29 protein-coding genes are annotated in these 20,203 nt (G+C 67.7%); 14 read left to right on the plus strand and 15 right to left on the minus strand.

Going from position 1 to position 20,203, the window contains the following annotated elements; genetic code table 11:
- Positions 1-64 precede the first annotated feature (64 nt).
- Both VPH46_RS07625 and VPH46_RS07630 read right to left on the minus strand, forming a co-directional pair.
- Positions 65-700: a carbonic anhydrase gene (locus VPH46_RS07625; RefSeq protein WP_416610203.1), complete on the minus strand. Its 636-nt coding sequence runs from the start codon at positions 698-700 to the stop codon at positions 65-67.
- Complete coding sequence (locus VPH46_RS07630) at positions 697-2,235, minus strand: SulP family inorganic anion transporter (RefSeq protein ID WP_416610205.1); 1,539 nt, start codon at positions 2,233-2,235, stop codon at positions 697-699. Before VPH46_RS07630 ends, VPH46_RS07625 begins: the two co-directional genes overlap by 4 nt.
- Before the next feature lie 197 nt (positions 2,236-2,432).
- Here VPH46_RS07630 and VPH46_RS07635 point away from each other — a divergent pair, with 197 nt between their 5' ends.
- The 3 genes from VPH46_RS07635 to VPH46_RS07645 all read left to right on the plus strand — a co-directional run bounded on the left by VPH46_RS07635 (position 2,433) and on the right by VPH46_RS07645 (position 4,473).
- Positions 2,433-2,969 (plus strand): J domain-containing protein, encoded by a 537-nt coding sequence (locus VPH46_RS07635; RefSeq protein WP_129340341.1) that lies wholly within the window; start codon positions 2,433-2,435, stop codon positions 2,967-2,969.
- Positions 2,966-3,295 (plus strand): (2Fe-2S) ferredoxin domain-containing protein, encoded by a 330-nt coding sequence (locus VPH46_RS07640; protein WP_416610207.1) that lies wholly within the window; start codon positions 2,966-2,968, stop codon positions 3,293-3,295. The genes VPH46_RS07635 and VPH46_RS07640 overlap by 4 nt, the downstream gene beginning before the upstream one ends.
- 80 nt (positions 3,296-3,375) lie before the next feature.
- Positions 3,376-4,473 (plus strand): hypothetical protein, encoded by a 1,098-nt coding sequence (locus VPH46_RS07645; protein WP_416610209.1) that lies wholly within the window; start codon positions 3,376-3,378, stop codon positions 4,471-4,473.
- Between the two features lie 10 nt (positions 4,474-4,483).
- Here VPH46_RS07645 and VPH46_RS07650 read toward each other — a convergent pair whose 3' ends face one another.
- From VPH46_RS07650 to VPH46_RS07690, 9 genes are all read right to left on the minus strand, one after another.
- Positions 4,484-4,894 carry a SufE family protein gene (locus VPH46_RS07650; protein WP_132882104.1) on the minus strand — a complete coding sequence of 137 codons (411 nt, stop codon included), beginning with the start codon at positions 4,892-4,894 and terminating at the stop codon, positions 4,484-4,486.
- 52 nt (positions 4,895-4,946) lie between these two features.
- Positions 4,947-5,186, minus strand: coding sequence for a hypothetical protein (locus VPH46_RS07655; RefSeq protein ID WP_416610212.1), 240 nt, complete (start codon positions 5,184-5,186; stop codon positions 4,947-4,949).
- Positions 5,187-5,219: 33 nt separating this feature from the next.
- Complete coding sequence (locus VPH46_RS07660; protein WP_132882105.1) at positions 5,220-5,486, minus strand: hypothetical protein; 267 nt, start codon at positions 5,484-5,486, stop codon at positions 5,220-5,222.
- Between the two features lie 10 nt (positions 5,487-5,496).
- A complete protein-coding gene (locus tag VPH46_RS07665) occupies positions 5,497-5,823 on the minus strand; it encodes a hypothetical protein (RefSeq protein WP_416610214.1) in 327 nt (108 codons plus the stop codon).
- A gap of 22 nt (positions 5,824-5,845) precedes the next feature.
- On the minus strand, positions 5,846-6,136 hold the full coding sequence (locus VPH46_RS07670) for a hypothetical protein (protein ID WP_125959776.1): 291 nt from the start codon (positions 6,134-6,136) through the stop codon (positions 5,846-5,848).
- Between the two features lie 35 nt (positions 6,137-6,171).
- The gene (pspC, locus tag VPH46_RS07675) at positions 6,172-6,552 is read right to left on the minus strand and encodes an envelope stress response membrane protein PspC (protein ID WP_132882108.1); all 381 of its coding nucleotides are present in this window, start codon (positions 6,550-6,552) and stop codon (positions 6,172-6,174) included.
- 1 nt (position 6,553) lies between these two features.
- Positions 6,554-6,823 carry an envelope stress response membrane protein PspB gene (gene pspB / locus VPH46_RS07680; RefSeq protein ID WP_125959774.1) on the minus strand — a complete coding sequence of 90 codons (270 nt, stop codon included), beginning with the start codon at positions 6,821-6,823 and terminating at the stop codon, positions 6,554-6,556.
- 1 nt (position 6,824) lies between these two features.
- Positions 6,825-7,490, minus strand: coding sequence for a phage shock protein PspA (pspA, locus tag VPH46_RS07685; RefSeq protein ID WP_229361816.1), 666 nt, complete (start codon positions 7,488-7,490; stop codon positions 6,825-6,827).
- 73 nt (positions 7,491-7,563) lie between these two features.
- Positions 7,564-7,710 carry a hypothetical protein gene (locus tag VPH46_RS07690; protein ID WP_416610218.1) on the minus strand — a complete coding sequence of 49 codons (147 nt, stop codon included), beginning with the start codon at positions 7,708-7,710 and terminating at the stop codon, positions 7,564-7,566.
- Between the two features lie 171 nt (positions 7,711-7,881).
- Here VPH46_RS07690 and pspF point away from each other — a divergent pair, with 171 nt between their 5' ends.
- The 5 genes from pspF to VPH46_RS07715 all read left to right on the plus strand — a co-directional run bounded on the left by pspF (position 7,882) and on the right by VPH46_RS07715 (position 10,509).
- Positions 7,882-8,919: a phage shock protein operon transcriptional activator gene (gene pspF, locus VPH46_RS07695; RefSeq protein ID WP_416610220.1), complete on the plus strand. Its 1,038-nt coding sequence runs from the start codon at positions 7,882-7,884 to the stop codon at positions 8,917-8,919.
- A 128-nt stretch (positions 8,920-9,047) separates the two neighbouring features.
- Positions 9,048-9,659, plus strand: coding sequence for a superoxide dismutase (locus VPH46_RS07700; protein WP_416610222.1), 612 nt, complete (start codon positions 9,048-9,050; stop codon positions 9,657-9,659).
- Between the two features lie 241 nt (positions 9,660-9,900).
- Positions 9,901-10,113, plus strand: coding sequence for a cold-shock protein (locus tag VPH46_RS07705; RefSeq protein WP_125959770.1), 213 nt, complete (start codon positions 9,901-9,903; stop codon positions 10,111-10,113).
- Positions 10,114-10,174: 61 nt separating this feature from the next.
- A complete protein-coding gene (locus tag VPH46_RS07710; RefSeq protein ID WP_125959769.1) occupies positions 10,175-10,363 on the plus strand; it encodes a hypothetical protein in 189 nt (62 codons plus the stop codon).
- An 8-nt stretch (positions 10,364-10,371) separates the two neighbouring features.
- Positions 10,372-10,509 carry a hypothetical protein gene (locus VPH46_RS07715; RefSeq protein WP_164521197.1) on the plus strand — a complete coding sequence of 46 codons (138 nt, stop codon included), beginning with the start codon at positions 10,372-10,374 and terminating at the stop codon, positions 10,507-10,509.
- A 66-nt stretch (positions 10,510-10,575) separates the two neighbouring features.
- Here the strand turns inward: VPH46_RS07715 and VPH46_RS07720 are convergent, their stop codons facing one another.
- From VPH46_RS07720 to mtaB, 3 genes are read right to left on the minus strand one after another with little or no spacing between them, the layout of a single operon-like run.
- The gene (locus VPH46_RS07720) at positions 10,576-11,214 is read right to left on the minus strand and encodes a septation protein A (RefSeq protein ID WP_416610225.1); all 639 of its coding nucleotides are present in this window, start codon (positions 11,212-11,214) and stop codon (positions 10,576-10,578) included.
- Positions 11,211-12,146, minus strand: coding sequence for a signal recognition particle-docking protein FtsY (ftsY, locus tag VPH46_RS07725; RefSeq protein ID WP_125959767.1), 936 nt, complete (start codon positions 12,144-12,146; stop codon positions 11,211-11,213). The genes VPH46_RS07720 and ftsY overlap by 4 nt, the downstream gene beginning before the upstream one ends.
- Positions 12,143-13,390 (minus strand): tRNA (N(6)-L-threonylcarbamoyladenosine(37)-C(2))-methylthiotransferase MtaB, encoded by a 1,248-nt coding sequence (gene mtaB / locus VPH46_RS07730; RefSeq protein WP_416610228.1) that lies wholly within the window; start codon positions 13,388-13,390, stop codon positions 12,143-12,145. The genes ftsY and mtaB overlap by 4 nt, the downstream gene beginning before the upstream one ends.
- Between mtaB and VPH46_RS07735 the strand changes: the two genes are divergently transcribed.
- The gene (locus tag VPH46_RS07735) at positions 13,389-13,967 is read left to right on the plus strand and encodes a DUF924 family protein (protein WP_416610230.1); all 579 of its coding nucleotides are present in this window, start codon (positions 13,389-13,391) and stop codon (positions 13,965-13,967) included. The two genes, mtaB and VPH46_RS07735, sit on opposite strands and share 2 nt — an antisense overlap.
- Here the strand turns inward: VPH46_RS07735 and VPH46_RS07740 are convergent.
- Positions 13,942-15,597 carry a putative bifunctional diguanylate cyclase/phosphodiesterase gene (locus tag VPH46_RS07740; protein ID WP_416610232.1) on the minus strand — a complete coding sequence of 552 codons (1,656 nt, stop codon included), beginning with the start codon at positions 15,595-15,597 and terminating at the stop codon, positions 13,942-13,944. The two genes, VPH46_RS07735 and VPH46_RS07740, sit on opposite strands and share 26 nt — an antisense overlap.
- A gap of 217 nt (positions 15,598-15,814) precedes the next feature.
- On the opposite strand from VPH46_RS07740, the gene ffh reads away from it, so the two are divergent.
- The 5 genes from ffh (at position 15,815) to VPH46_RS07765 (ending at position 20,076) form a co-directional block, all read left to right on the plus strand.
- A complete protein-coding gene (gene ffh, locus VPH46_RS07745; RefSeq protein WP_416610234.1) occupies positions 15,815-17,320 on the plus strand; it encodes a signal recognition particle protein in 1,506 nt (501 codons plus the stop codon).
- Between the two features lie 77 nt (positions 17,321-17,397).
- Positions 17,398-17,781 carry a 30S ribosomal protein S16 gene (rpsP, locus tag VPH46_RS07750; RefSeq protein ID WP_416610236.1) on the plus strand — a complete coding sequence of 128 codons (384 nt, stop codon included), beginning with the start codon at positions 17,398-17,400 and terminating at the stop codon, positions 17,779-17,781.
- 74 nt (positions 17,782-17,855) lie between these two features.
- Entirely contained in the window at positions 17,856-18,005 is a 150-nt protein-coding gene (locus VPH46_RS07755) for a hypothetical protein (RefSeq protein ID WP_165889952.1), read from the plus strand.
- Positions 18,006-18,036: 31 nt separating this feature from the next.
- Entirely contained in the window at positions 18,037-18,498 is a 462-nt protein-coding gene (rimM, locus tag VPH46_RS07760) for a ribosome maturation factor RimM (protein WP_416610277.1), read from the plus strand.
- 87 nt (positions 18,499-18,585) lie between these two features.
- Positions 18,586-20,076 (plus strand): phospholipid carrier-dependent glycosyltransferase, encoded by a 1,491-nt coding sequence (locus tag VPH46_RS07765; protein ID WP_416610239.1) that lies wholly within the window; start codon positions 18,586-18,588, stop codon positions 20,074-20,076.
- Positions 20,077-20,203 lie beyond the last annotated feature (127 nt).

Genomic DNA, 20,203 nt, shown 5'->3' on the forward strand with positions numbered 1-20,203 from the left:
TAGGCAGGACGGACCGACGCGCCGGGTGCAGGAGGGGTTGCACCCGGGAGGGGGTTGGAGTGGGTCAGACGAGGACCGGCTCGGGCCGCGGCACTTCGCCGAGCGGCGTCGTCGAATCGATCTCCATCATCGGCTTGATGAGGCCGTCGCGCAGGTCATAGACCCAGCCGTGGAGGTAGAGCGTCTGCCCCGCGGCGAACGCGTCCTGCACGATCGAGGTGCGCGCGAGCCGCACGAGCTGGTCGCGGACGTTGAGCTCCACAAGGCGGTTCGACCGCTGGCCTTCCGGCAGCGAATCGATTTCGTCCTGATGGTCGCGATAGACCTGTTCGGCGTTACGCAGCCACTTGCCGAGGAAGCCGGTGGCGCCGCCTTCCAATGCTGCGTTGATGCCGCCGCAGCCGTGATGGCCGCAGATGATGATGTGCCGCACCTTGAGCACGGTGACCGCATATTCGAGCACGGACATCAGGTTGATGTCGTCCTCGTTCACCAGATTGGCGACGTTGCGGTGGATGAACATGCCGCCCGGCGGCGTGTTGGTCAGCTGCCCGGCCGCAACGCGACTGTCGGAACAGCCGATCCACAGGAACTCGGGCTGCTGGCCGGCGATCTGGCGCTCGAAATAGTCGGGGCGTTCTTCCAGCCGCTCGGCTGCCCATGCCTTGTTGGCGAGGAGCAGGTGCTTGTACTCTCTCATGCGAAGACGACCTCCTTGCGCGGCGCCTGGATCTTGGACGCCGTCTGCTCGCCGACGTCGCCACGGACGATCACGCCGATGTTGCGGAACTGCGCGTTGCGGACGAACGCGTTGATGATGTCGATGTTGTCGATATCGACGTAGCTGGTGGCCGACAGGTCGATCAGGACGTGGGTGTTGTCCGGAACCTTCGCGAGCTCCTTCTGCAGCTCGTACTTGTGGATGAAGTAGAGGTTGCGGCGGGCGCGGATCATGCAGCTGTCGCCGTCCTGGACGAAGATGATCGCCGGACGGAAGTTGCGGCCGATCACGAATATGAAGCCCACGACCAGGCCGATCACGATGCCTTCCAGCAGATCGGTGAACAGGATCGCGCCGACCGTCACGACGAACGGCACGAACTGGGTCCAGCCCTGCTTGAAGCGCTTGGTGAACAGCGACGGCTTGGTGAGCTTGTAGCCGGTGGCGATCAGCACGGCGGCGAGTGCCGATAGCGGGATCAGGTTCAGGATCGCCGGGATCAGCAGCACGCTCAGCAGCAGCCAGCAGCCGTGCAGGATGGTGGAGAGCTGGCTGTTGGCGTTGGCGTCGACGTTGGCCGAGCTGCGGACGATCACCGAGGTGACCGGCAGGCCGCCGATCAGGCCGGCCACGATGTTGCCGCTGCCCTGCGCGAACAGCTCGCGGTTCTTGTCGGTGGTGCGGCGCTTGGGGTCGATCTCGTCGATCGCCTTCACCGACAGCAGCGATTCGAGGCTGGCCACGATCGCGAGCGTGACGGCGGTGCTCCACACGGCCGCGTTGCTGATCTGGCCGAAGTCCGGGGTCGTGAACAGGCCGATGAACTCGCCGAGGCCTGCGGCCACGGGGACGCTCACCAGGTGCGACGCCTGGACCTGGAGGTTGGGTGCGACCATCCCGAACAGGGCGTTGATCAGCACCGCGCCGACGACGACGACCAGCGGACCGGGAAGGAAGCGCAGCGGGCCTTCCTTGGGCTTGGCATGATCCCACCAGAACAGGAACGCCAGCGAGATCGCGGCGATGATCGCAGCGCCCCACACGATCTGCTCGCGCAGCACGCGGCCGATCGCGGAGAAGGTGTTCTCGCCATCGCCTTGCCAGAACGAGAAGCTGCCTTCCGGATCGGCGTCATAGCCGATCGCGTGCGGGAACTGCTTGAGGATCAGGATCAGGCCGATCGCGGCGAGCATTCCGGTGATGACGGACGAGGGGACGAACTCGCTGAGAATGCCGCCGCGTGAGACCGAGAAGAGCAGCTGGATGCAGCCTGCCAGCACCACCGCCAGCAGGAACGCCTCGTAGCTCGGCAGGCGCTGGATCGCGTCGAGCACGATCACCGTCAGGCCGGCTGCCGGACCGCTGACCGACAGGGGCGACTTGCTGAGCATGCCGATGACGATGCCGCCCACGATGCCCGAGATCAGGCCCGAGAACAGGGGCGCGCCGGACGCCAATGCGACCCCCAGGCAGAGGGGCAGCGCGACGAGCGCCACCACGATCGAGGCCGGCACGTCCTGCCGCCAGCTTGTCGCAAATTTAGAGGCCAAGGACACCGCGGTACCTTCTCTTGATCGGGTAAAAGCGTCTGGGACGCATGCGGCACAGCATATAAAACACCACCGGGCCGGGGAGGCAGCGGGAAATAATTACGTTTTGTTTCCCATGGCGCTGGGTTGTGCCGCGCGGCAGGGGGGCTATCTGGAAGGCGATGGTCCGCTCAAGTCGATCCAACGATTGGGGATTTCCCCGCTGGCGCGGTTACGAAGCCGAGCGCCAGGCCACGCGCGTGCGCCTTTGCGACCGGCACGGCTGTGAGGCCCCCGGCGACCGGCCTGCGCCCAAGTCGCCCAACAATCCCGACCGTTGGTACTTCTGCGAGACGCACGCGGCCGAGTACAACCGCAACTGGAACTACTTCGAAGGGCTGGACGAGGAAGAGGCGAAGCGGCGGGAGGCGAGCGAGCAGCGCACCGCCAACGGCTATGCCAATGCCTCGCACTACGCCTGGGGTGGCTCCGGGGACGGCACCCGTTCCCGCGACGAGATGCGCGCGCTGGAAGTGCTCGGGCTGGAGGTCGATGCCGACTTCGAAGCCGTGCGAAGTGCCTGGCGCCGCCTCGCCAAGTCCAGCCACCCCGACGTGCGCCCCGGCGACAAGGAAGCCGCGGTTCGCTTCCAGGCAATCCAGGCGGCCTATGAGGTGCTGCGGGTCGCCGAGGAGCGGCGGCAGTGGAAGCCCGCATGAAGCCCGCGGTCCGCGCGCGCTGGTCGCGGGCGGTGCTGGTGTGCGGCAAATGCTCGCGCAAGCTCGAGGGCGGATTCGGGCCGGACGGCGACCAGCCGCTGACCAAGGCCCTGCGCAAGCGCCTCGGGCTGAAGAAGGGGCCGAAGGCGCGGGCAGGTATCGTCGAGACGCGTTGCCTGGGCGTCTGTCCCAAGCGTGCCGTGACGGTGGTCGATGGGGCGAGGCCGGGCGAGTGGTTGCTGGTGAGCCCGGGCGCCGACCTCGACGGGCTTGCGCAGGAACTGGGGCTGTCGGAGCAGAAGACCCATATCGCGGACGGCGATTAGCGGCCGCTTGCTCGCTTGACGGTGCAATCCGCCTGGGCAGTATCGGCGGCTTGGTCGTGCCCTCTCTTGCGGATCTGCCCTTGCGTATCTTTCTGACCCTCACGGCACTGGTCGTGGCCGTCTCTCCGGCTGGGGCGCAAAGCGAACCTGCGCGGAGTTTCGAGGGGACGGTGGGGCGCAGCAGGGTCGTTCTCACCCTGGAGGAGGACGGCAAGGGGGAGGACGCCTGGGGCAGCTATTTCTACCTGTCGAGCCGGCTGGACTTGACCCTGCAGGGAGAGCGCCGCGGCAACGTGCTGACGCTGGAGGCGCGGGCGACGCAGGATCGTTTGGAGCTGCGCAAGGAGGGGGGAGGCCTCGTTGGTACGCTGACCACCGCGGCCAAGCGCCGCTTTCCGGTGCGGCTGGCGCGCGTCACCACTGCGCGGGACCTTCCTGCCGATCTGCCGCCCGGGCTGTCGCTGCACGAGCGACTGCAACTGTCCGGACTGACGCTGCAGCCTGAGGCCGTCGAGCAGGTGGATGGCAAGTCCATTCGATGGTTCCGCGAGCCCAAGAGCGGCGTCCGCCTTTTCCGCCTGCAGAGCGGCTATGCGGCGCAGCCGATGGCGGCGATGAACGCGCTGTTGGCGCAAGACCAGTGGCGCGAGGTCAGCCGCTGGCTGAGCTGCACCGACATCGGAGGTGAGCCGGGGGTAGACGGCGGCGTTGAGGGCAAGCCGTGGCTGGGACGCGACTATGTCAGCTACGGGTGGCAGACGAGCTGGTCGTGCGCGGGTGCCGCCCATCCGGACTTTGGCACTGCCGGGCACAGCTTCGACGCGCGCACCGGCCGGGAGCTGAAGTTGGACGAGGTGCTGCGGTTCGGTTCGGCGCCGATCCCGCCCGAGGATAGCGACCGCTGGTATGGCTATCGCGCGCAGACCTTTGCCCCCGCGGTGGTGAAGCTTCTCCAGCGCTACCATCCACAGGAGATGCAGCCCGTCGACCCGGATGGGGAGGAATGCGACTATACGGATCCGGACGTGTGGAACTTCCCGGCCTGGCGGCTGACGCCGGAGGGGCTGTGGCTTGGCGCGAGCTTTGCCCGCGTGATGCGCGCCTGCGACGGCCCCGACTGGGCGGTGCTGCCGTGGTCGGCGCTGCCGGTGAAGCCGGAGGGAAAGAGAGCCGGCTGAGGCGGCCGCCTCAGCCGGCGGCGTAGCGTTCGGCCTCGTGGCGGATCAGGGCGATCATGTTGGGGATGCCCTGGGTCCGGTTGGAGCTCAGCTGCTTCGACAAGTCGAAGGGGGCGAGGGCCGCGGGAACGTCGGTCGCGAGGATTGCCGCCGGGCTCTGGTCCTGCACCGCCGACAGGACCAGCGCGATGATCCCCTTGGTGATGGCGGCGTTGCTGTCGGCCAGGAAGTGGAGCGTCCCGTCCTCGCGCCGGGTGGGGTAGACCCACACCGAAGCAGAGCAGCCCCGCACCAGCGTAGCATCGGTCTTCAGCGCGTCGGGCATGGGCTCCAGCGCGCGGCCCAGATCGATCAGCAGGCGATAGCGGTCGTCCGGATCGAGGAAGCCATATTCATCGAGGATGTCGTCGAGGGACTGCATGCGCAGCCCGGTAGCAGCTGGCGGCGGCCGGCAAAAGGCCGCCGCGCCGGCATCAGAGGTCGACCCCGGCGGCAATGGCTTCCAGCTTGCGGATGCGCTCCTTGAGGTCGGCGAGTTCGATGCGGGTGCCGGCGTGGCCGAAGCCGGGCGCTTCGCCGCTTTCGACCCGGGCGAGTTCCTGCCGCTTGAGCGCCAGCCAGCCGCGCCAGCCCGCAAGCATTGCGGCGGTGACCATAGCCACGGCGGCGAGGCCGCTGGTGGCGAGGACGAGGGTGAGATTCGGGTCCGTCATGTCGCTGCTCCGATGGGGCGTGGACGTGGGTGGTCAGTTGAGCGGCGGCTGGTCGCGCAGCCGCTCGATCTCGTCGGAAAGATCCAGGCCGCGGTCGGTGACGATGCGTTCCAGCACGCGCACCCGCTGCTCCAGCCGCTCCGTCTGCGCCGCATATTGCGCCGCTTTTTCCGCGAGCTTGTTGGCTTCGAGCTCCAGCGCCCGCTCACGATGATCGAGCCAGGGCTTCACGAAGGTCTTGCCGATGATCGCGACGATCGGGATCATCAGCGCAAGGATCGGGATCAGAATAGGGCTCATGGTCGGTCCTTCAGTTCGCGCGGTCGCGCAGCTGGTCGATTTCGCGGGAGAGCAGGGCGCCGCTGTCGGTGACGATGCGCTCCACCGTCGCGAGCCGGTCCTTGACCGATCCGAGTTCGGCACGGAGCTGGGCGTTTTCCTGGCTCAGCAGGCGAACCCGCTCGATCGTTTCCTCGTTCTTCTGCGGATAGACGGCCTGCCCCCAGGCGCCATCGAGCGGATAGCCATGCTTGATCCGCATCCAGGTGGTGATGACCCATCCGGTGACCGCGACCGCGACGATGGTCACGATCAGGGGGAAGAGGCCTTGGAGCAGCGCGTATTTTTCTGGGCTCATCTCAGATCTCCTCTCGTCGGGCTCAGCGCAGCGCGTCGATTTCGCGCGCCGTGCGGGCGGCGGGATCGGTGGCGATGCGCTCGAGCACGGCGATCCGCTCTTCCAGCCGGCCGATCTTGCCGGTCAGGCGCTCGTTCTCGCTGGAGAGCAGCGCGATCTTGCGCTCGGCTTCGGGGTCCTCCTTGCGGCTGACGCCCGACCACTCGTTCTCCACCGGATAGCCGTGGCGGGCACGGATCCAGTTGTTGAGCACCAATCCGAAGGTCGAAATCGCGATCAGGGCGATGACGAAACCCGGTCCACTCCAGCTCATGATACTTCCTCCCTGTTTGCCCCCCGGGGATCGGCTCAGCGCAGGCTGTCGATCTCGTCGGCCAGGCGCGTGTTGCGGCTGGTGTAGAACATCTCGATGTCGGCCAGCCGCCGGTCGATGTCGCGGAACGTGGAGCGGATCTCCGCGGTCGAGCGCTTCGGGTTGGAGCGCACGCCCTGCCAGAACTTCGCATCCTCCTCGCTGTCGTAGAGGCCGACCGGCTTCTTGGGCGCCATCCAGGCGATCATCGCATAGGCGATAAGGGTCCAGGGGAAGCCGCCGGCCAGCGTCAGCAGGACGGCGCCGATGCGGATCCACATCGTCTCGACGCCGGTATAATCCGCGATGCCGGAGCACACGCCCGACCACTTCGCATTCTGCTTGTCGAGATAGAATTTGGTGCGTTGCGCGGTCATCTCAGTTCCTCCGGGAAAAGTCGATTTCACGGTCCGCAGCGTCCGGCGCGGAAGGGCGGAAATCCGGGTTGTCGGCAGCGACGATGCGTTCGATCGTCTGAAGGCGTTCCTCCAGCCGGCGGGCCGTGAAGTGCATCTCGTCGAGCAGCTTCTCGTCCTCGCCGGTCAGGGTCGGCGCCTGCTTCCACCGCGTGATGTAGTGCAGGATCAGCCACGGTAGTCCGATGAACAGCGTGACGATCGGCACCGCGATGGAGATGAAGTCGTCCATCTCAGCCCTCCTTGTTCATGCGCGCCTTGAGGGCGGCGAGCTCGGCGTCGATCTTTTCGGCCGACTGGAGCTCGGCGATCTCTTCCTCGAGCGTCTTCACCTGGCCCATGCCCAGCGCGTCGGCGCGACCCTCGGCCAGATCGGCGCGGCGTTCCAGCACCTCGAAGCGGCTGAATGCCTCGTTGGTCTTGGAGCCGGCATACATCTCGCGCAGGCGGCTGCGGTTGTTGGCGCTTTCCAGCCGGGTCATGATCGCGTTCTGGCGGGTACGCGCCTCGCGCAGCTTGTTCTGCAGCTTGGCGATGTCTTCTTCCGAGCTGCGCAGCGAGTCGTCGAGGACGCGGATCTCGCCGGAGAGCTGCTCGACCATGTCGGCCGCCTTCTTGCGCTCGACCAGCGCAGCCTTGGCCAAATCCTCGCGGTTCTTGGACAGGGCGAGCTCGGCCTTTTCGGTCCAGCTTTCCTGCAGACCCTGCAGCTTGGTGATGTGGCGACGCATCTCCTTCTGATCGGCGATGGTGCGCGCCGCGGAAGCCCGAACCTCGACCAGCGTCTCCTCCATCTCAAGGATGATCATGCGGATCATCTTGGAGGGATCTTCCGCCTTGTCGAGCAGATCGGTGACGTTGGCGGCGATGATGTCTCGGGTGCGGGAAAAGATACCCATCGATTCAAACTCCTGTGTGTGTTCCGGTTGGGCCGGGGCGAGGGGGCAACATCCCGCCCCGGCCCGCCGTCGGTCACGCGATCGCGTGGCCGGCGGATACTGCGAAGGCCGGGGTCGGGCCGGTGCTGGTCGTTGCCGCCAGCGTCACCGTGCTGAGGACCAAGGCGCCGATCAGGCTGGCGAGGGTCCGGCTGAGGCTCGTTGCGTTGTAGGTCGTCATCGTGGTGCTCCCTGAACCTGTTGTGCTGCCCGATTGCTGGGCTTGTCCCTTGCATTGCAGGAGCCGTGCCAGTTTTCAGAAATGGCAGAAATCCGCCGTTCTCGGGAGTGTCGTCGTCGTCCCGCAACAAAGCCGTTGCTAACAGTTGGGAAACTGCGCCAAGCTTCCGGCATGGAGCGCACGACCCAAGTCATCGGCCAGTCGACGGCCTTTCTCGACACGCTGGAACGGGCCAGCCGCGCGGCGGCGCTGGATCGCCCGGTGCTGGTGATCGGCGAGCGCGGGACCGGCAAGGAGCTGGTGGCCGAGCGCCTGCACCGCCTGTCGCCCCGCTGGGACCAGCCGCTGGTGGTGATGAACTGCGCCGCCCTCCCGGAAACGCTGATCGAGGCCGAGCTGTTCGGGCACGAGGCGGGCGCCTTCACCGGCGCCACCAAGGCGCGGGCGGGCCGCTTCGAGGAAGCCGATCGCGGTACCTTGTTCCTGGACGAGCTCGGCACGCTGTCGATGGCGGCGCAGGACCGGCTGCTGCGCGCCGTGGAGTATGGCGAGGTGACGCGGATCGGGTCGTCGCGGCCGGTTCATGTCGACGTCCGCATCGTGGCGGCGACCAACGAACATCTGCCCGATCGGGTGGCGGCGGGAACCTTCCGCGCTGATCTGCTCGACCGGCTGTCGTTCGAGGTGGTGACGCTGCCGCCGCTGCGCGCGCGCGCCGGCGACATCCCGGTGCTCGCCGAGTTCTTCGGGCGCCGCATGGCGGCGGAGATCGGGCGCGAGGTATGGCCGGGTTTCGGCCCCGCCGCGCTTGATGCGCTCACCAGCCATCCCTGGCCCGGCAACGTGCGCGAGCTGCGCAATGTGGTGGAGCGCGCCGTCTATCGTTGGGAACGTCCGGGGCCGATCGACGGCATCGAGATCGACCCCTTCGCATCGCCCTACCGTCCGCGCGGCCAGGCACCCGCATCGGTAACGCCCGCCGTGGCCGAGCCGGGGCCTCCATCGACGGTGGCCGTGCCGGTGGAGCAGGACTTCGAGCCCGCCGACTTCAAGACGCGGGTCAACCGCTTCGAGCGCGAGCTGCTGTCGCGCGCGCTTGCCGAGAACCGCTTCAACCAGCGCACCACGGCGGAGGCGCTGGGGCTGAGCTACGACCAGTTGCGCCACGCGCTGCGCCGGCACAATCTGCTGGGGCAGGGGGGCGGATGACCTGCGCATGCGCCGATCGGAGGTTGCGCACGGCGCACCGCAGCTTACCTAGAACGCGACCGTAACGACCGGAGCCATCCGGTCGCGCCCGCGTTCGACATCGCAAAATCCATCAAGGAGGAACCGTCATGGCTTTCGAACTTCCCCCGCTGCCCTACGCCTATGACGCGCTGGAGCCGACCATCGACAAGGAAACGATGACGCTCCACCACGACAAGCATCACAAGGCCTATACGGACAAGCTGAACGAGGCGATCGGGGAGGACCCGAGCCTCGAGGGCAAGACGATCGAGCAGATCCTGGCCAACATGTCGGGCGCGCCGGCAAAGCTGCGCAACAACGGCGGCGGCTATTGGAACCACGACTTCTTCTGGAAGACGATGAAGGGCGGCGGCTCGCAGCCGACCGGCGCACTCAAGGACGCGATCGACGCCAAGTTCGGTTCGGTCGATGCGTTCAAGGAGCAGTTCAACACTGCCGGTGCGAACCAGTTCGGTTCCGGCTGGGCCTGGCTGATCGTCGGCCAGGACGGTGAACTCGCCATCACCTCGACCCCGAACCAGGACAACCCCCTGATGGACGTGGCGCCGGTGAAGGGTACGCCGATCCTGGGCAACGACGTGTGGGAACACGCCTATTACATCACCTATCGCAACGCCCGGCCCGAATATCTCAAGGCCTGGTGGAATGTCGTCGACTGGGACGTGGCAAACCAGCGCTACGAAGCGGCCAAGGCATGAACCATAGGGCGGGAAGGAAACTTCCCGCCCTTTGTTTTTGCGACGCGGGGAAAAATCCCGACCGCTTCAGGAAATATCTGGGGGGGCATCCTTGTTAATTTTGCCCGGCCCTGCCATATAGGTGCAGCTACAGTCGCATATTGACGGTTTTCGGCGCTTTGCGGCTCCCGCTTCCTTCTTTCCCTGTGTTTGAGCGCAAGCGCTCCCGACACGCGGGCGCGCCGACAAGAAGGAATATCCCATGAGCATTCTCGGCACCGTCAAGTTCTTCAATGCCGACAAGGGCTATGGCTTCATCGCGCCGGATACGGGCGGCGACGACGCTTTCGTCCACATCACGGCGGTCGAGCGGGCCGGCATGATCACCCTCAACCAGAACCAGCGCGTTTCGTACGAGCTGGAGCAGGATCGCCGCGGTAAGATGGCGGCGGTGAACCTTCAGCCGGCCGACTAAGTCGGACGGCGACCCGGCGGCGCCATCCGGCGCCGCCGAGCTCTTTACGGGAGACCCGTCCGTGGCACAGCTAAGCTATCGTGAGCACGCCGCACAGGCCCATGCCGATGCAGAGGCGGCGACGCTGGACATGGTGCGCGACCGTTGTCTCCGGGCCGAGGCGGCCTGGGTGGCGATGGCGGAGCGCCAGGAGCGCGTCGACAAGCTTCGCGCCGAACGCGAAGGTGCCGGGCCGGTCCCCGTCCTTTAGGATACCGAGTGAAGTTTTTTACCACGCAGAACACCTCCAGTTTCCCCATTCCCGAAGCCGCCGTTCCAACGGCCCGCCGACAGTCGGCCGCGGATCGCCAGATGCAGGCGATCGCCCGTGCTGCGGTTCGCGAAGTGCTCGGATGAATCAAAAAGGCGCGCCATTGCTGGCGCGCCTTTTGTGTTTTTGGGGGAAGCGGGCAGCGCCGCGGCTCAGCCCTCGGGCGGAACCGGCGCTTCCTTTTCCGTCGTCAGGCCGTGGCGCAGCAGCATCGGCACGTTGGCGATCGCGAACAGCAGCGTCAGCGGCACCGCACCCCAGAGCTTGAAGCCGACCCAGAAGTCCCAGCTGGTGTTGCGCCAGACCAGTTCGTTGAGCACCGCCATGGCGGCGAAGAAGCCGGTCCAGTTGATCGTCAGTTTGCGCCAGCCCTCGGCCGAGAGGCCCGGATAGGCGCCCTCCAGCAGCGACTGGAGCAGCGGCCGGCCGGTGGCGAGGCCGAAGCCCAGGATGGCCGAGAACATCGCATAGACGATGGTCGGCTTCACCTTGATGAAGGTGTCGTCGCGGAACCAGAGCGTGAGCCCACCGAACACGAGGACCAGCCCACCGGTGATCCACAGCATCGGCGAGATGCGACCGGTCTTGATGTGCGACACCAGGATGGCGACGAAGGTCGCCACCATGAAGGCGGCCGTCGCGATCAGCACGCGCGCCAGGCTGTCAACCATGTTGGGCAGGTGCAGCTTGCCGGCAAGCAGGTTGGCGGCGAAGAACACGGCTAGCGGCCCATAATCGAGCGCCATGCGCAGCCCGGGGCTCGCCTCCTTTGCTGGAGCGGTCGTGCTCATCGCAGGTTCCTCCCCTGGTCGACGCCGGCGATGATGCGGGCCACTTCATTGGCGTCGAAACCACGAAGGTCGTCGGCCGTCTCGCCGACGCCGATCGCGTGGATCGGCAGGCCGTAGCGCTCGGCCGCGGCGACCAGCACGCCGCCCCGCGCGGTGCCGTCGAGCTTCGTCATGACGAGGCCGGTGACGCCGGCGGTCTCCTTGAACACCTCGATCTGGTTGAGCGCGTTCTGACCGGTAGTGGCGTCGAGCACGAGCACCACGTCGTGCGGCGCCTCCGGATTAAGGCGGCCGAGCACGCGGCGGATCTTGGCGAGTTCGTCCATCAACTCGCGCTTGTTCTGGAGGCGCCCGGCGGTGTCGACGATCAGCACGTCGATGCCGGTCGCAGTCGCCTGCTTCACCGCCTCATAGACGATGCCGGCGGCGTCGCCGCCCTCGGCACCCGAGACGATCGGCACGCCGATCCGCTCGGCCCAGGTGCGCAACTGGCCGATCGCGGCGGCGCGGAAGGTGTCGCCGGCGGCGAGCATCACGCCATAGTCCTGGTCGACCAGGGTCTTGGCGAGCTTGGCGATGGTGGTGGTCTTGCCCGAACCGTTGACGCCGATCACCAGGATGACCTGCGGGCGCGGAAACGCCTCGATCTCCAGGGGCTTCGCGACCTTGGCGAGCGAGCGTTCGACCTCCTCGGCCACCACCAGGCGGATGCCGAGCTCCTCCATGTTGCGCTCATACTGGCCCTCCGCGAGCCGGGCGCGAACGCGCGCGGCGGTTTCCGGCCCCAGGTCGGAGGCGATCAGCGCCTCCTCGATCTCGTCGAGCGTCTCTTCGTCCAGTCGCGCGGCCGAGAGGCCAGCGAGGTTTCCCATCAGCCGGTCGGAGGTTTTGCGAAAGCCCCCGAGCAGCCGTTCGTGCCACGATGCGCTCATGCCGCCACTCCCACCAGCCGGTCCTGCTCGACGGCGATGATTGCCACGTCGGCGATGGTGCCTGCCTGCATTGTTCTATCCAATCCTACTTCCGCAAAGGCTTCCGCATGTCCGCGGTCGCCGGGTCGTTCCACCAGAACACGTTGCCGCGTGCCGATGTGCCGGCGCAGCCATTCCGTACGGCGCTCCGCCGCACGGGCGCGCAGCATGGCCGCACGCTCCCGCGCCACGGCCGGGTTCACCTGTGGCATGCGCGCAGCCGGCGTCCCTGCACGCGGCGAAAAGGGAAAGATGTGCGCGTGCACGATGTCGCAATCGTCGAGCAGCGCCAGCGTATCCGCGAACATCGCGTCATCCTCCGTCGGGAAGCCGGCGATCAGATCCGCGCCGATCGCGATCTCCGGGCGCGCGGCCTTCAACCGTGCGACCATCGCCACGGCATCGGCGCGCAGATGGCGGCGCTTCATCCGCTTGAGGATCAGGTCGTTGCCCGCCTGGAGCGAGAGGTGGACGTGCGGCAGCACCCGCGGCTCGCCGGTGAGCAGCGCCATCAGCCGGTCGTCGATCTCGATCGAATCGAGCGACGACAGCCGCAGCCGCTCGAGTGCGGGCACATGGGTGAGGATGCGCTCGACCAGCTGGCCCAGGCTCGGCTGGCCGGGCAGGTCGTGGCCGTAGCTGGTGAGATCCACGCCGGTCAGCACCACCTCGCGATGGCCGGCGGCGACGACCTCGGCGACTCGCGCCACCACCGCACCGGCCGGCGCGGAGCGGGCAGGGCCGCGGCCGAAGGGGATGGCGCAGAAGGTGCAGCGATGGTCGCAGCCGTTCTGCACCTCCACGAACGCCCGGACGTGGGCGGCGAAGGCGGGGGCGAGGTGCGGCGCATTGCTGCGCACGGCGTCCCAGTCCGACACGCGCACCGACTCCTGGCCGGCCCATGCCTCGGGCAGCAGTTTGTCGGCGTTGCCGATCACGCGGTCGACCTCCGGCATGGCCGCGAAGCCCTGCGGATCGATCTGCGCGGCGCAGCCGGTGACGATCAGTTCCGCGTCCGGCCGTTCGCGGCGTGCGCGGCGGATCGCGCGCCGAGTGCCGGCGACGGCCTCGTTGGTCACGGCGCAGCTGTTGACAACCACCGCATCCCGGCACCCCAGCAGCGTGCGGATCGCTTCGCTTTCGGCGATGTTGAGCCGGCAGCCGAGGGAAATCACCTCGGGGAACACGGAAGAAGGGGGCGGCATGGCGGCTGATCTAGGGGCGGACCCAAGCGAAGTCCAACGCGCGGCGGATGCCGTGCTACACTTCTGGTTCGACGAGCTCTCGCCGGAGCAGCATTTCGCCAAGGATGAGGCGCTGGATGCGGCCATCCGCGAGCGGTTCGGCGCCTTGCGGGATGCGGTGGTCGCGACGGACGCCGAAGGATGGCGCGACACGCCCGAGCGGTTGCTGGCGGCAATCCTGCTGGTCGACCAATTCTCGCGCAATCTCTACCGCGGCTCGGCAGCGGCGTTCGCGGCCGACCCGCTCGGGCTGGAACTGGCGCTGTCGGGCATCGCAGCGGGCTATGTGCCGACGTTCGAGCCGCCGCGCCGGGCCTTTCTCTACATGCCGCTGATGCATTCGGAGGATCGCGGCGTGCAGCGCTTCGCCCTGCGCTGCTTTTCCGAGGCGGGGCTGGAGACGAACCTGGCGTTTGCGCAGGCCCATGCGGCGGTGATCGAGCGCTTCGGTCGCTTTCCGTCGCGCAATGCTGCGCTGGGCCGCGACTCGACTCCGGAGGAACTGGCCTATCTCAGCCAACCAGGCGCTGGTTGGTAACGTCGAGCGGGAGTTGAACGGGCGCGTCCGGGGCAGGGCGCGCGACGAGCTGGCGACGCTCGGCGAGCATCCGGCGTACGCCCGCGGTGGAAAGCGGCGGCCCGTAGCGCAGCCCCTGTGCCTTGGCGCAGCCGATCCCGCGCAGGCGCGTCTCGACGGCATCGTTCGGCACGCCCTGCGCAGTCACGGGCAGGTTCAGGCTCTCCCCCAGCCGCGCGATCGCGTTGACGATGGCGGTGGCGTCGGCACTGTCGGCCATGGACTGGACGAGGCTGGCATCGATCTTGATCCGATCGAGCGGCAGCGCGCGCAAATGGGCCAGGCTGGAATAGCCGGTGCCGAAATCGTCCAGCGCGACCCGCACGCCCTGGTTCTTCAGGCTGCCGATGATCGATTGCGCCAGCGGCAGGTTGTCGAACAGCGCGCTTTCGGTGATCTCCACCTGGAGCCGATGCGCAGGGAAGCCGGTTTCGGTCAGGAGCTTCAGGATCTTTTGTGCCAGCCACGCATCCCGCAGCTGGCAGCGCGAAAGATTGACCGAGAGGCAGAGCGACGGGTCCCAGTCGCGGGCGGCGTCGAACGCCTGGCGCATCAGCGACAAGGACAGGTCTGCGACGAGGCCGGTATCCTCCGCGAGCGGCAGGAACGACTCACCTTCCAGCAAGCCGCGCGCCGGGTGTTGCCAGCGGGGCAGTACCTCGAACCCGTCGAGGTCGCCGGTCACGAGGTCCATCTGCTGTTCGAAGAAGGGGAGGATCTGCCCCTGCGGGATGGCGATGCGTAGCGCCTCTTCCAGGTCGTTCCGGCTGTGCAGCTCGCGCTCCATCGAGCGATCGAACCAGGCGAAGCGATCGCGGCCGTTCCGCTTGGCCGTGTAGAGCGCGATGTCGGCGGCGCGCATCAGCGCCTTGATCGACGGGCAGTCCGCACCCGAGCAGGCGACCCCGACAGAGGCGGTGACCTGACAGCGCACGCCTCCGACGTCGACCGGCTGCGAGAGGCGCGCCAGCAGGCGTTCGGCGAGCCTCTGGATCGGCGCCGGCTGGGCAGGCGTGATCGGCAGCGCACAGGCAAAGGAGTCGCCCCCCATGCGCGCGATGCGGCTGCCGGGCGGCATCGTCTCGATCAGCGCGGTCGCCGCGTGCCGAAGCACGACGTCACCCGCCGGCTGGCCGTGCATGTCGTTGATCGCCTTGAAATGATCGAGGTCGACCAGCAGCAGCGCAACTGCGCCGCGCGCCCGGCCGGCGCGCTCGATCATCGCGGCGCCCTCGGAGGCGAAGTCCTTGCGATCCAGCAGGATCGCCAGCGGGTCGGGGGCTGCCAGCGCGCGGGCGTGTTCTTCGGCGGCCTCCTGCGCCTGCGCGGCCGCGCGTTGCGCCTGGTGGCGATTCCACCCGAGCAGCATAAGCGCGAGGTTGAGCAGCAGCGCCACGACGAGCAGCCGCTGCGGCGGCGGTCCGCCCCCCAGCCAAACCCCGAGCGTGCTGGCGAGAAGGGTGCTGCCGATGCCCACCAGGAGCAGCAGCGAGGCGATGCCGATCCCCAGCAACAGCGCGTCCGAGGAAGGACGCAACCTGCCTGAACGATCGGTGCCGAAGATCGTGCCGAGAGGAAGCCGCGAGCGCATGACTCCTTGTCCGCCACAGGTATGTAGATCGGGTTAAATCCCGCCGGTCCCGCGCATGACTTGCCCAGTTCGGCGCAATCCGCTATCGGGCCACCGTCGTTCCTCAATGGGACGGCATCCATGCGAACGCCTACGGGCGACGCCGGCCGACGAGGTTTCGTCCGCCGGCGTGTTTTGCTTGGGCGCCGGACGGAGGACATGGAAGTGGAGCAGGTACGTGTTCGATAGCTTGAGCGACCGGCTGGGAGGCGTCTTCGATCGCCTGCGGGGCCGTGGCGCGCTGACCGAAGCCGACGTGCGTACCGCCATGCGCGAAGTGCGCGTGGCGCTGCTGGAGGCCGATGTCGCGCTTCCGGTCGCGCGCTCCTTTGTCGACAAGGCGACCGAGGCTGCGATCGGCCAGGACGTGCTGCGTTCGGTCACGCCGGGGCAGCAGGTCGTCAAGATCGTCCACGACACGCTGGTCGACATGCTCGGGCCGGACACGGCCGAGCTCGACATCGCGGTTACGCCGCCGGCGGTGGTGATGCTGGTCGGTCTCCAGGGATCGGGCAAGACCACGACGACGGCGAAGCTCGCCAAGCTGCTGTCGGGCCGCGAGCGCAAGAAGGTCCTGATGGCGTCGCTCGACGTCAATCGTCCGGCCGCGCAGGAGCAGCTGGCGGTGCTGGGCCAGCAGGTCGAGGTGGCGACGCTGCCGATCGTGCAGGGCCAGCAGCCGGTCGACATCGCCCGGCGCGCACTCCAGTCGGCGAAGCTCCAGGGCTTCGACGTGGTGATGCTCGACACTGCGGGCCGCCTGCACGTTGACCAGGCGCTTATGGACGAGATGAAGGCGGTGTCCGACATCGCCCGTCCGAACGAAACGCTGCTGGTGGTCGACTCGCTCACCGGCCAGGACGCGGTCAACGTCGCGACCAGCTTTTCCGAGCAGGTCCCGCTCACCGGCGTGATCCTGACCCGCATGGACGGCGATGCGCGCGGTGGTGCGGCGCTTTCGATGCGCGCGGTCACCGGCAAGCCGATCAAGTTCGCAGGTGTCGGCGAAAAGCTGGACGCGATCGAGCCGTTTCATCCCAAGCGCGTCGCCGGCCGCATCCTCGGCATGGGCGACGTGGTGTCGCTGGTCGAGCGCGCTGCCGAGAGCATCCAGGCGGAGGATGCCGAGCGCATCGCCAACCGGATGGCCAAGGGTCAGTTCGACATGAACGACCTGCGCGCGCAGCTCCAGCAGATGCGCCGCATGGGCGGGCTGGGTGCGCTGGCCGGCATGATCCCGGGCATGAAGAAGGCGCAGGCCGCGATGGCCTCCGGTGCGGTCGACGAGAAGATCCTGCTGCGCATGGACGCGATGATCACGTCGATGACGCCCAAGGAGCGCGCCAAGCCCGAACTGCTCAACGCCAAGCGCAAGATCCGCGTCGCCAAGGGTTCCGGCACCACGGTGCAGGACGTCAACAAGCTCCTGAAGATGCATCAGGAAATGTCGACGGCCATGAAGAAGCTCAAGAAGATGGGCGGTCTGAAGGGCATGATGGCGATGCTGGGCAAGGGCGGTCCAGGCGGCGGCATGGCCGGCCTGGGCAATGCGCTGGGTGGCGCCGAGCTTGGCGACATGATGAGCAAGGCCGGCGGTAGCGGCGGCCTGCCCGGGCTTCCCGGGGTCGGCAAGGGCGGCATGCAGCTGCCCCCCGGCTTTGAGAATCTGATCAAGAAGAAGTGAGTGCTCCGAAAGGAGCAATCAGCAACCAACGGTCCGGCGATCGCCGCGGCCACGAGTAGAAAGAAGAAGGAAATCCCATGGCAATCAGCATGCGTCTGTCGCGCGGCGGCTCGAAGAAGCGCCCCTATTACCGGATCGTGGTCGCCGACGCGCGCAGCCCGCGTGACGGCAAGTTCATCGAGAAGGTCGGCACCTACAACCCGCTGCTCGCCAAGGATGACGAGAAGCGCGTGGTGCTCGACACCGGGCGTGCGAAGCACTGGCTGAGCGTTGGTGCGCAGCCGACCGACCGCGTCCTCCGCTTCCTGGACGCAGCCGGCGTCAAGGAGCGCACCGCGCGCAACAACCCGAACAAGGGCAAGCCGGGCGAAAAGGCCACCGAGCGCGCTGAAGAGCGTGCGGCCAAGGCTGCCGAAGCGGCTGCCGCTGCCGAGGCTCCGGCCGAGACCGCCGAGGCCTGAGCCCAAACGGGCATTCGTGCGTTTCTTCTGCCGAACCCGCCTGCAAGGGGCGGGCCGGCAGAAGGAGCGGCACGATGACCATCGACCCCGAACAGCACGGCGCCAACGACCATGACGACTCGTCGTCCCCGGACACCGGTGCGAACACCGGCGTCTCGACGCCCGATCCCGCGGAGGGTGCCGACGACGCCCCCGGCGGCGGCGACGGATCTCCCGACGCCTGAGGCGGAGCCGGACGCCGGCGGCGAGCGCCGGGTGGTGCTCGCCGTCGCGATCGGCGCGCACGGCGTCGCAGGCGAGGTGCGGCTCAAGGTCTTCGCCGAAGACCTGGGCGTGCACACCGTGCTGAATGGCGGGGCCCTGACGCTCCGGTCGGTTCGGCCGGGCAACAATGGCGCCATCGCCCGCTTCGCCGAGGTCTCCTCGCGCGACGCGGCCGAGGCGTTGCGCGGTACCCAGCTGTGGGTGCCGCGCGACAGCCTGCCTCCGCTGGAGGAAGGCGAATATTATCACGCGGACCTGATCGGGCTCGCCGCGGTCTCCGATGCGGACGAACCGCTCGGCACCGTGGTCGCCGTCGAGAACTTCGGCGCGGGCGACGTGCTCGAGATCGAGCGTCCGACGGGCAAGCGCTTCATGGTCCCGATGCGGGCCGACGCGGTTCCGGAATGGAATGGCGACCGACTGGTGGTCACGACGGCCTTCATCGAGGTCTGAGACAGGCGTGCCGACCGGGCAAGCTGTTGCAAGATTGTCATAATTCGTCGCTTGCCGCCCCTGCGGCCGCTGGCTAGGCCGCCCGCGATGTTTCGCAAGCCTGCTCCGTTGCTGCTCCTCGCAGCCCTGACGCTGTTCGTACTCGCTGCACTGGTACTGCCCCTGAACCGCGACGAGAGCCAATATGTCGCGGCCGTGGAGCTGATGCGGTACGGGCTGCCGTTCCGCGATTTCATGTACCTGCAGACGCCGCTGCAGCCCTTTCTTCTCGCGCCGTTCGCCTTTGTCGAGGAAGGCTGGCTGTTTCTTGCGCTGCGGCTCGCCAATGCGGCGGCCGCCGCCGGGGCGATCGTGTTCGTCTATCTGGCGGCCAAGGCGGCGGGGGGAACACCGCGGCGGGCCTTCGCCGCCGCCGTCATGCTGGCATTGTGCGACGCGATGATCTTTGCCGGCGGCGTCGCGCGCAACGACGCGCTGCCGGTGTTCTTCGAGGCGCTGGGCATTTGGCTGCTGGTCGACACGCACCTGCGGATCCGCCCGAACCGGCGCGTCTTCCTGGCCGGGCTCGCGTTCGGTGCGGCCGTGTCGGTCAAGATCAGCTACATCGTGCCGGCGGGCGTACTGTTCGCGGTGATGCTGTACGAGGGGCGCCGCGACCGCTTCCGTAGCGCCACGGCCTATGCGCTGGGCGGCGCAGTCGGCGTGGTGCCGACGCTGGCACTGCTGGCGATCGCGCCGGAGAGCTTCCTGTTCGGCGTCTTCGAATATTCGCTGGTCGCACCCCAGCAATGGCGGATGCTCAACGAGCAGGCGCACATGCTCGAGTTCCCGACGACGCTCGGCCGGCTCGCCTGGTTCCTGGTCCAGGGGCCTGCGCTGGTGGTGCTCGCGCTGGTGCTCTGGCGGCGGTTCCGCCACGGCGGAGATCGTCATGGCGTCGCGCTCGACTGGCTGATCATCGCCGGCTGCATCGCCGCGATGCTGCCGCAGCCGAGCTTCCGCCAATATGTCATTCCGATCCTGCCGCCGCTGTTCGTGCGGTTCGGCGCGATCCATGGGCCCATCGCCCCACGCAGGAGCCTGCAGCTGGTGCTGGCTGTGACCCTGGTTCTGGGGCTTTGGCGGACGACCAGCGAGTCGATCGCGGCGCTGCGGGGCGGCTCGCCGATCCTGTTCGCGGTGGCGGACGGCGACTGGCTGGGGGAGCATCTGGACGACAGCGGCATGCCGGGCAAGGCGGTCAGCCTGTCGCCGGAGCGGTTTGCGGGCGGCAAGCTCGACATCGACCCCCGCTTCGCCATGGGACCGTTCCTGTTCCGCATGCGGGGGCTAGCAACGCCGGCCGAGGAGCAGCGGATGCACATGGTCACGCGCGAGAGCCTGGACCGGGTGCTGAGCAGCGCGCCGCCGCCGGCGATCGTGACCGGCGGCGAGGTGCGCTCGACCCCCGCGGCGCCCGGCGGGCTGGACGCTCCGCTTCGCGGCTGGGCGGAACGCAATGCCTACCGCCGGTTGCAGTCGCCCTCCGGCATCCTGTCGCTCTATCTGCGCACGCGGCACGCGCAGCACCGCGGATGACGCGGGCTATCCACGGGCGACCCAGCCCTTAAAAGCGATGCGTGGCACTCGGCGCTGGCGGGCGGGTTCTTCCTGCTTGCCGGCGAGGGCCTCGATCTTGGCTGCCGGAGGTCTATCGCTTGGAACT

The organism is Sphingomonas sp. MJ1 (PH-R8), from assembly GCF_048058635.1.
In the GTDB taxonomy this organism is placed as follows: Bacteria; Pseudomonadota; Alphaproteobacteria; order Sphingomonadales; family Sphingomonadaceae; genus Sphingomonas.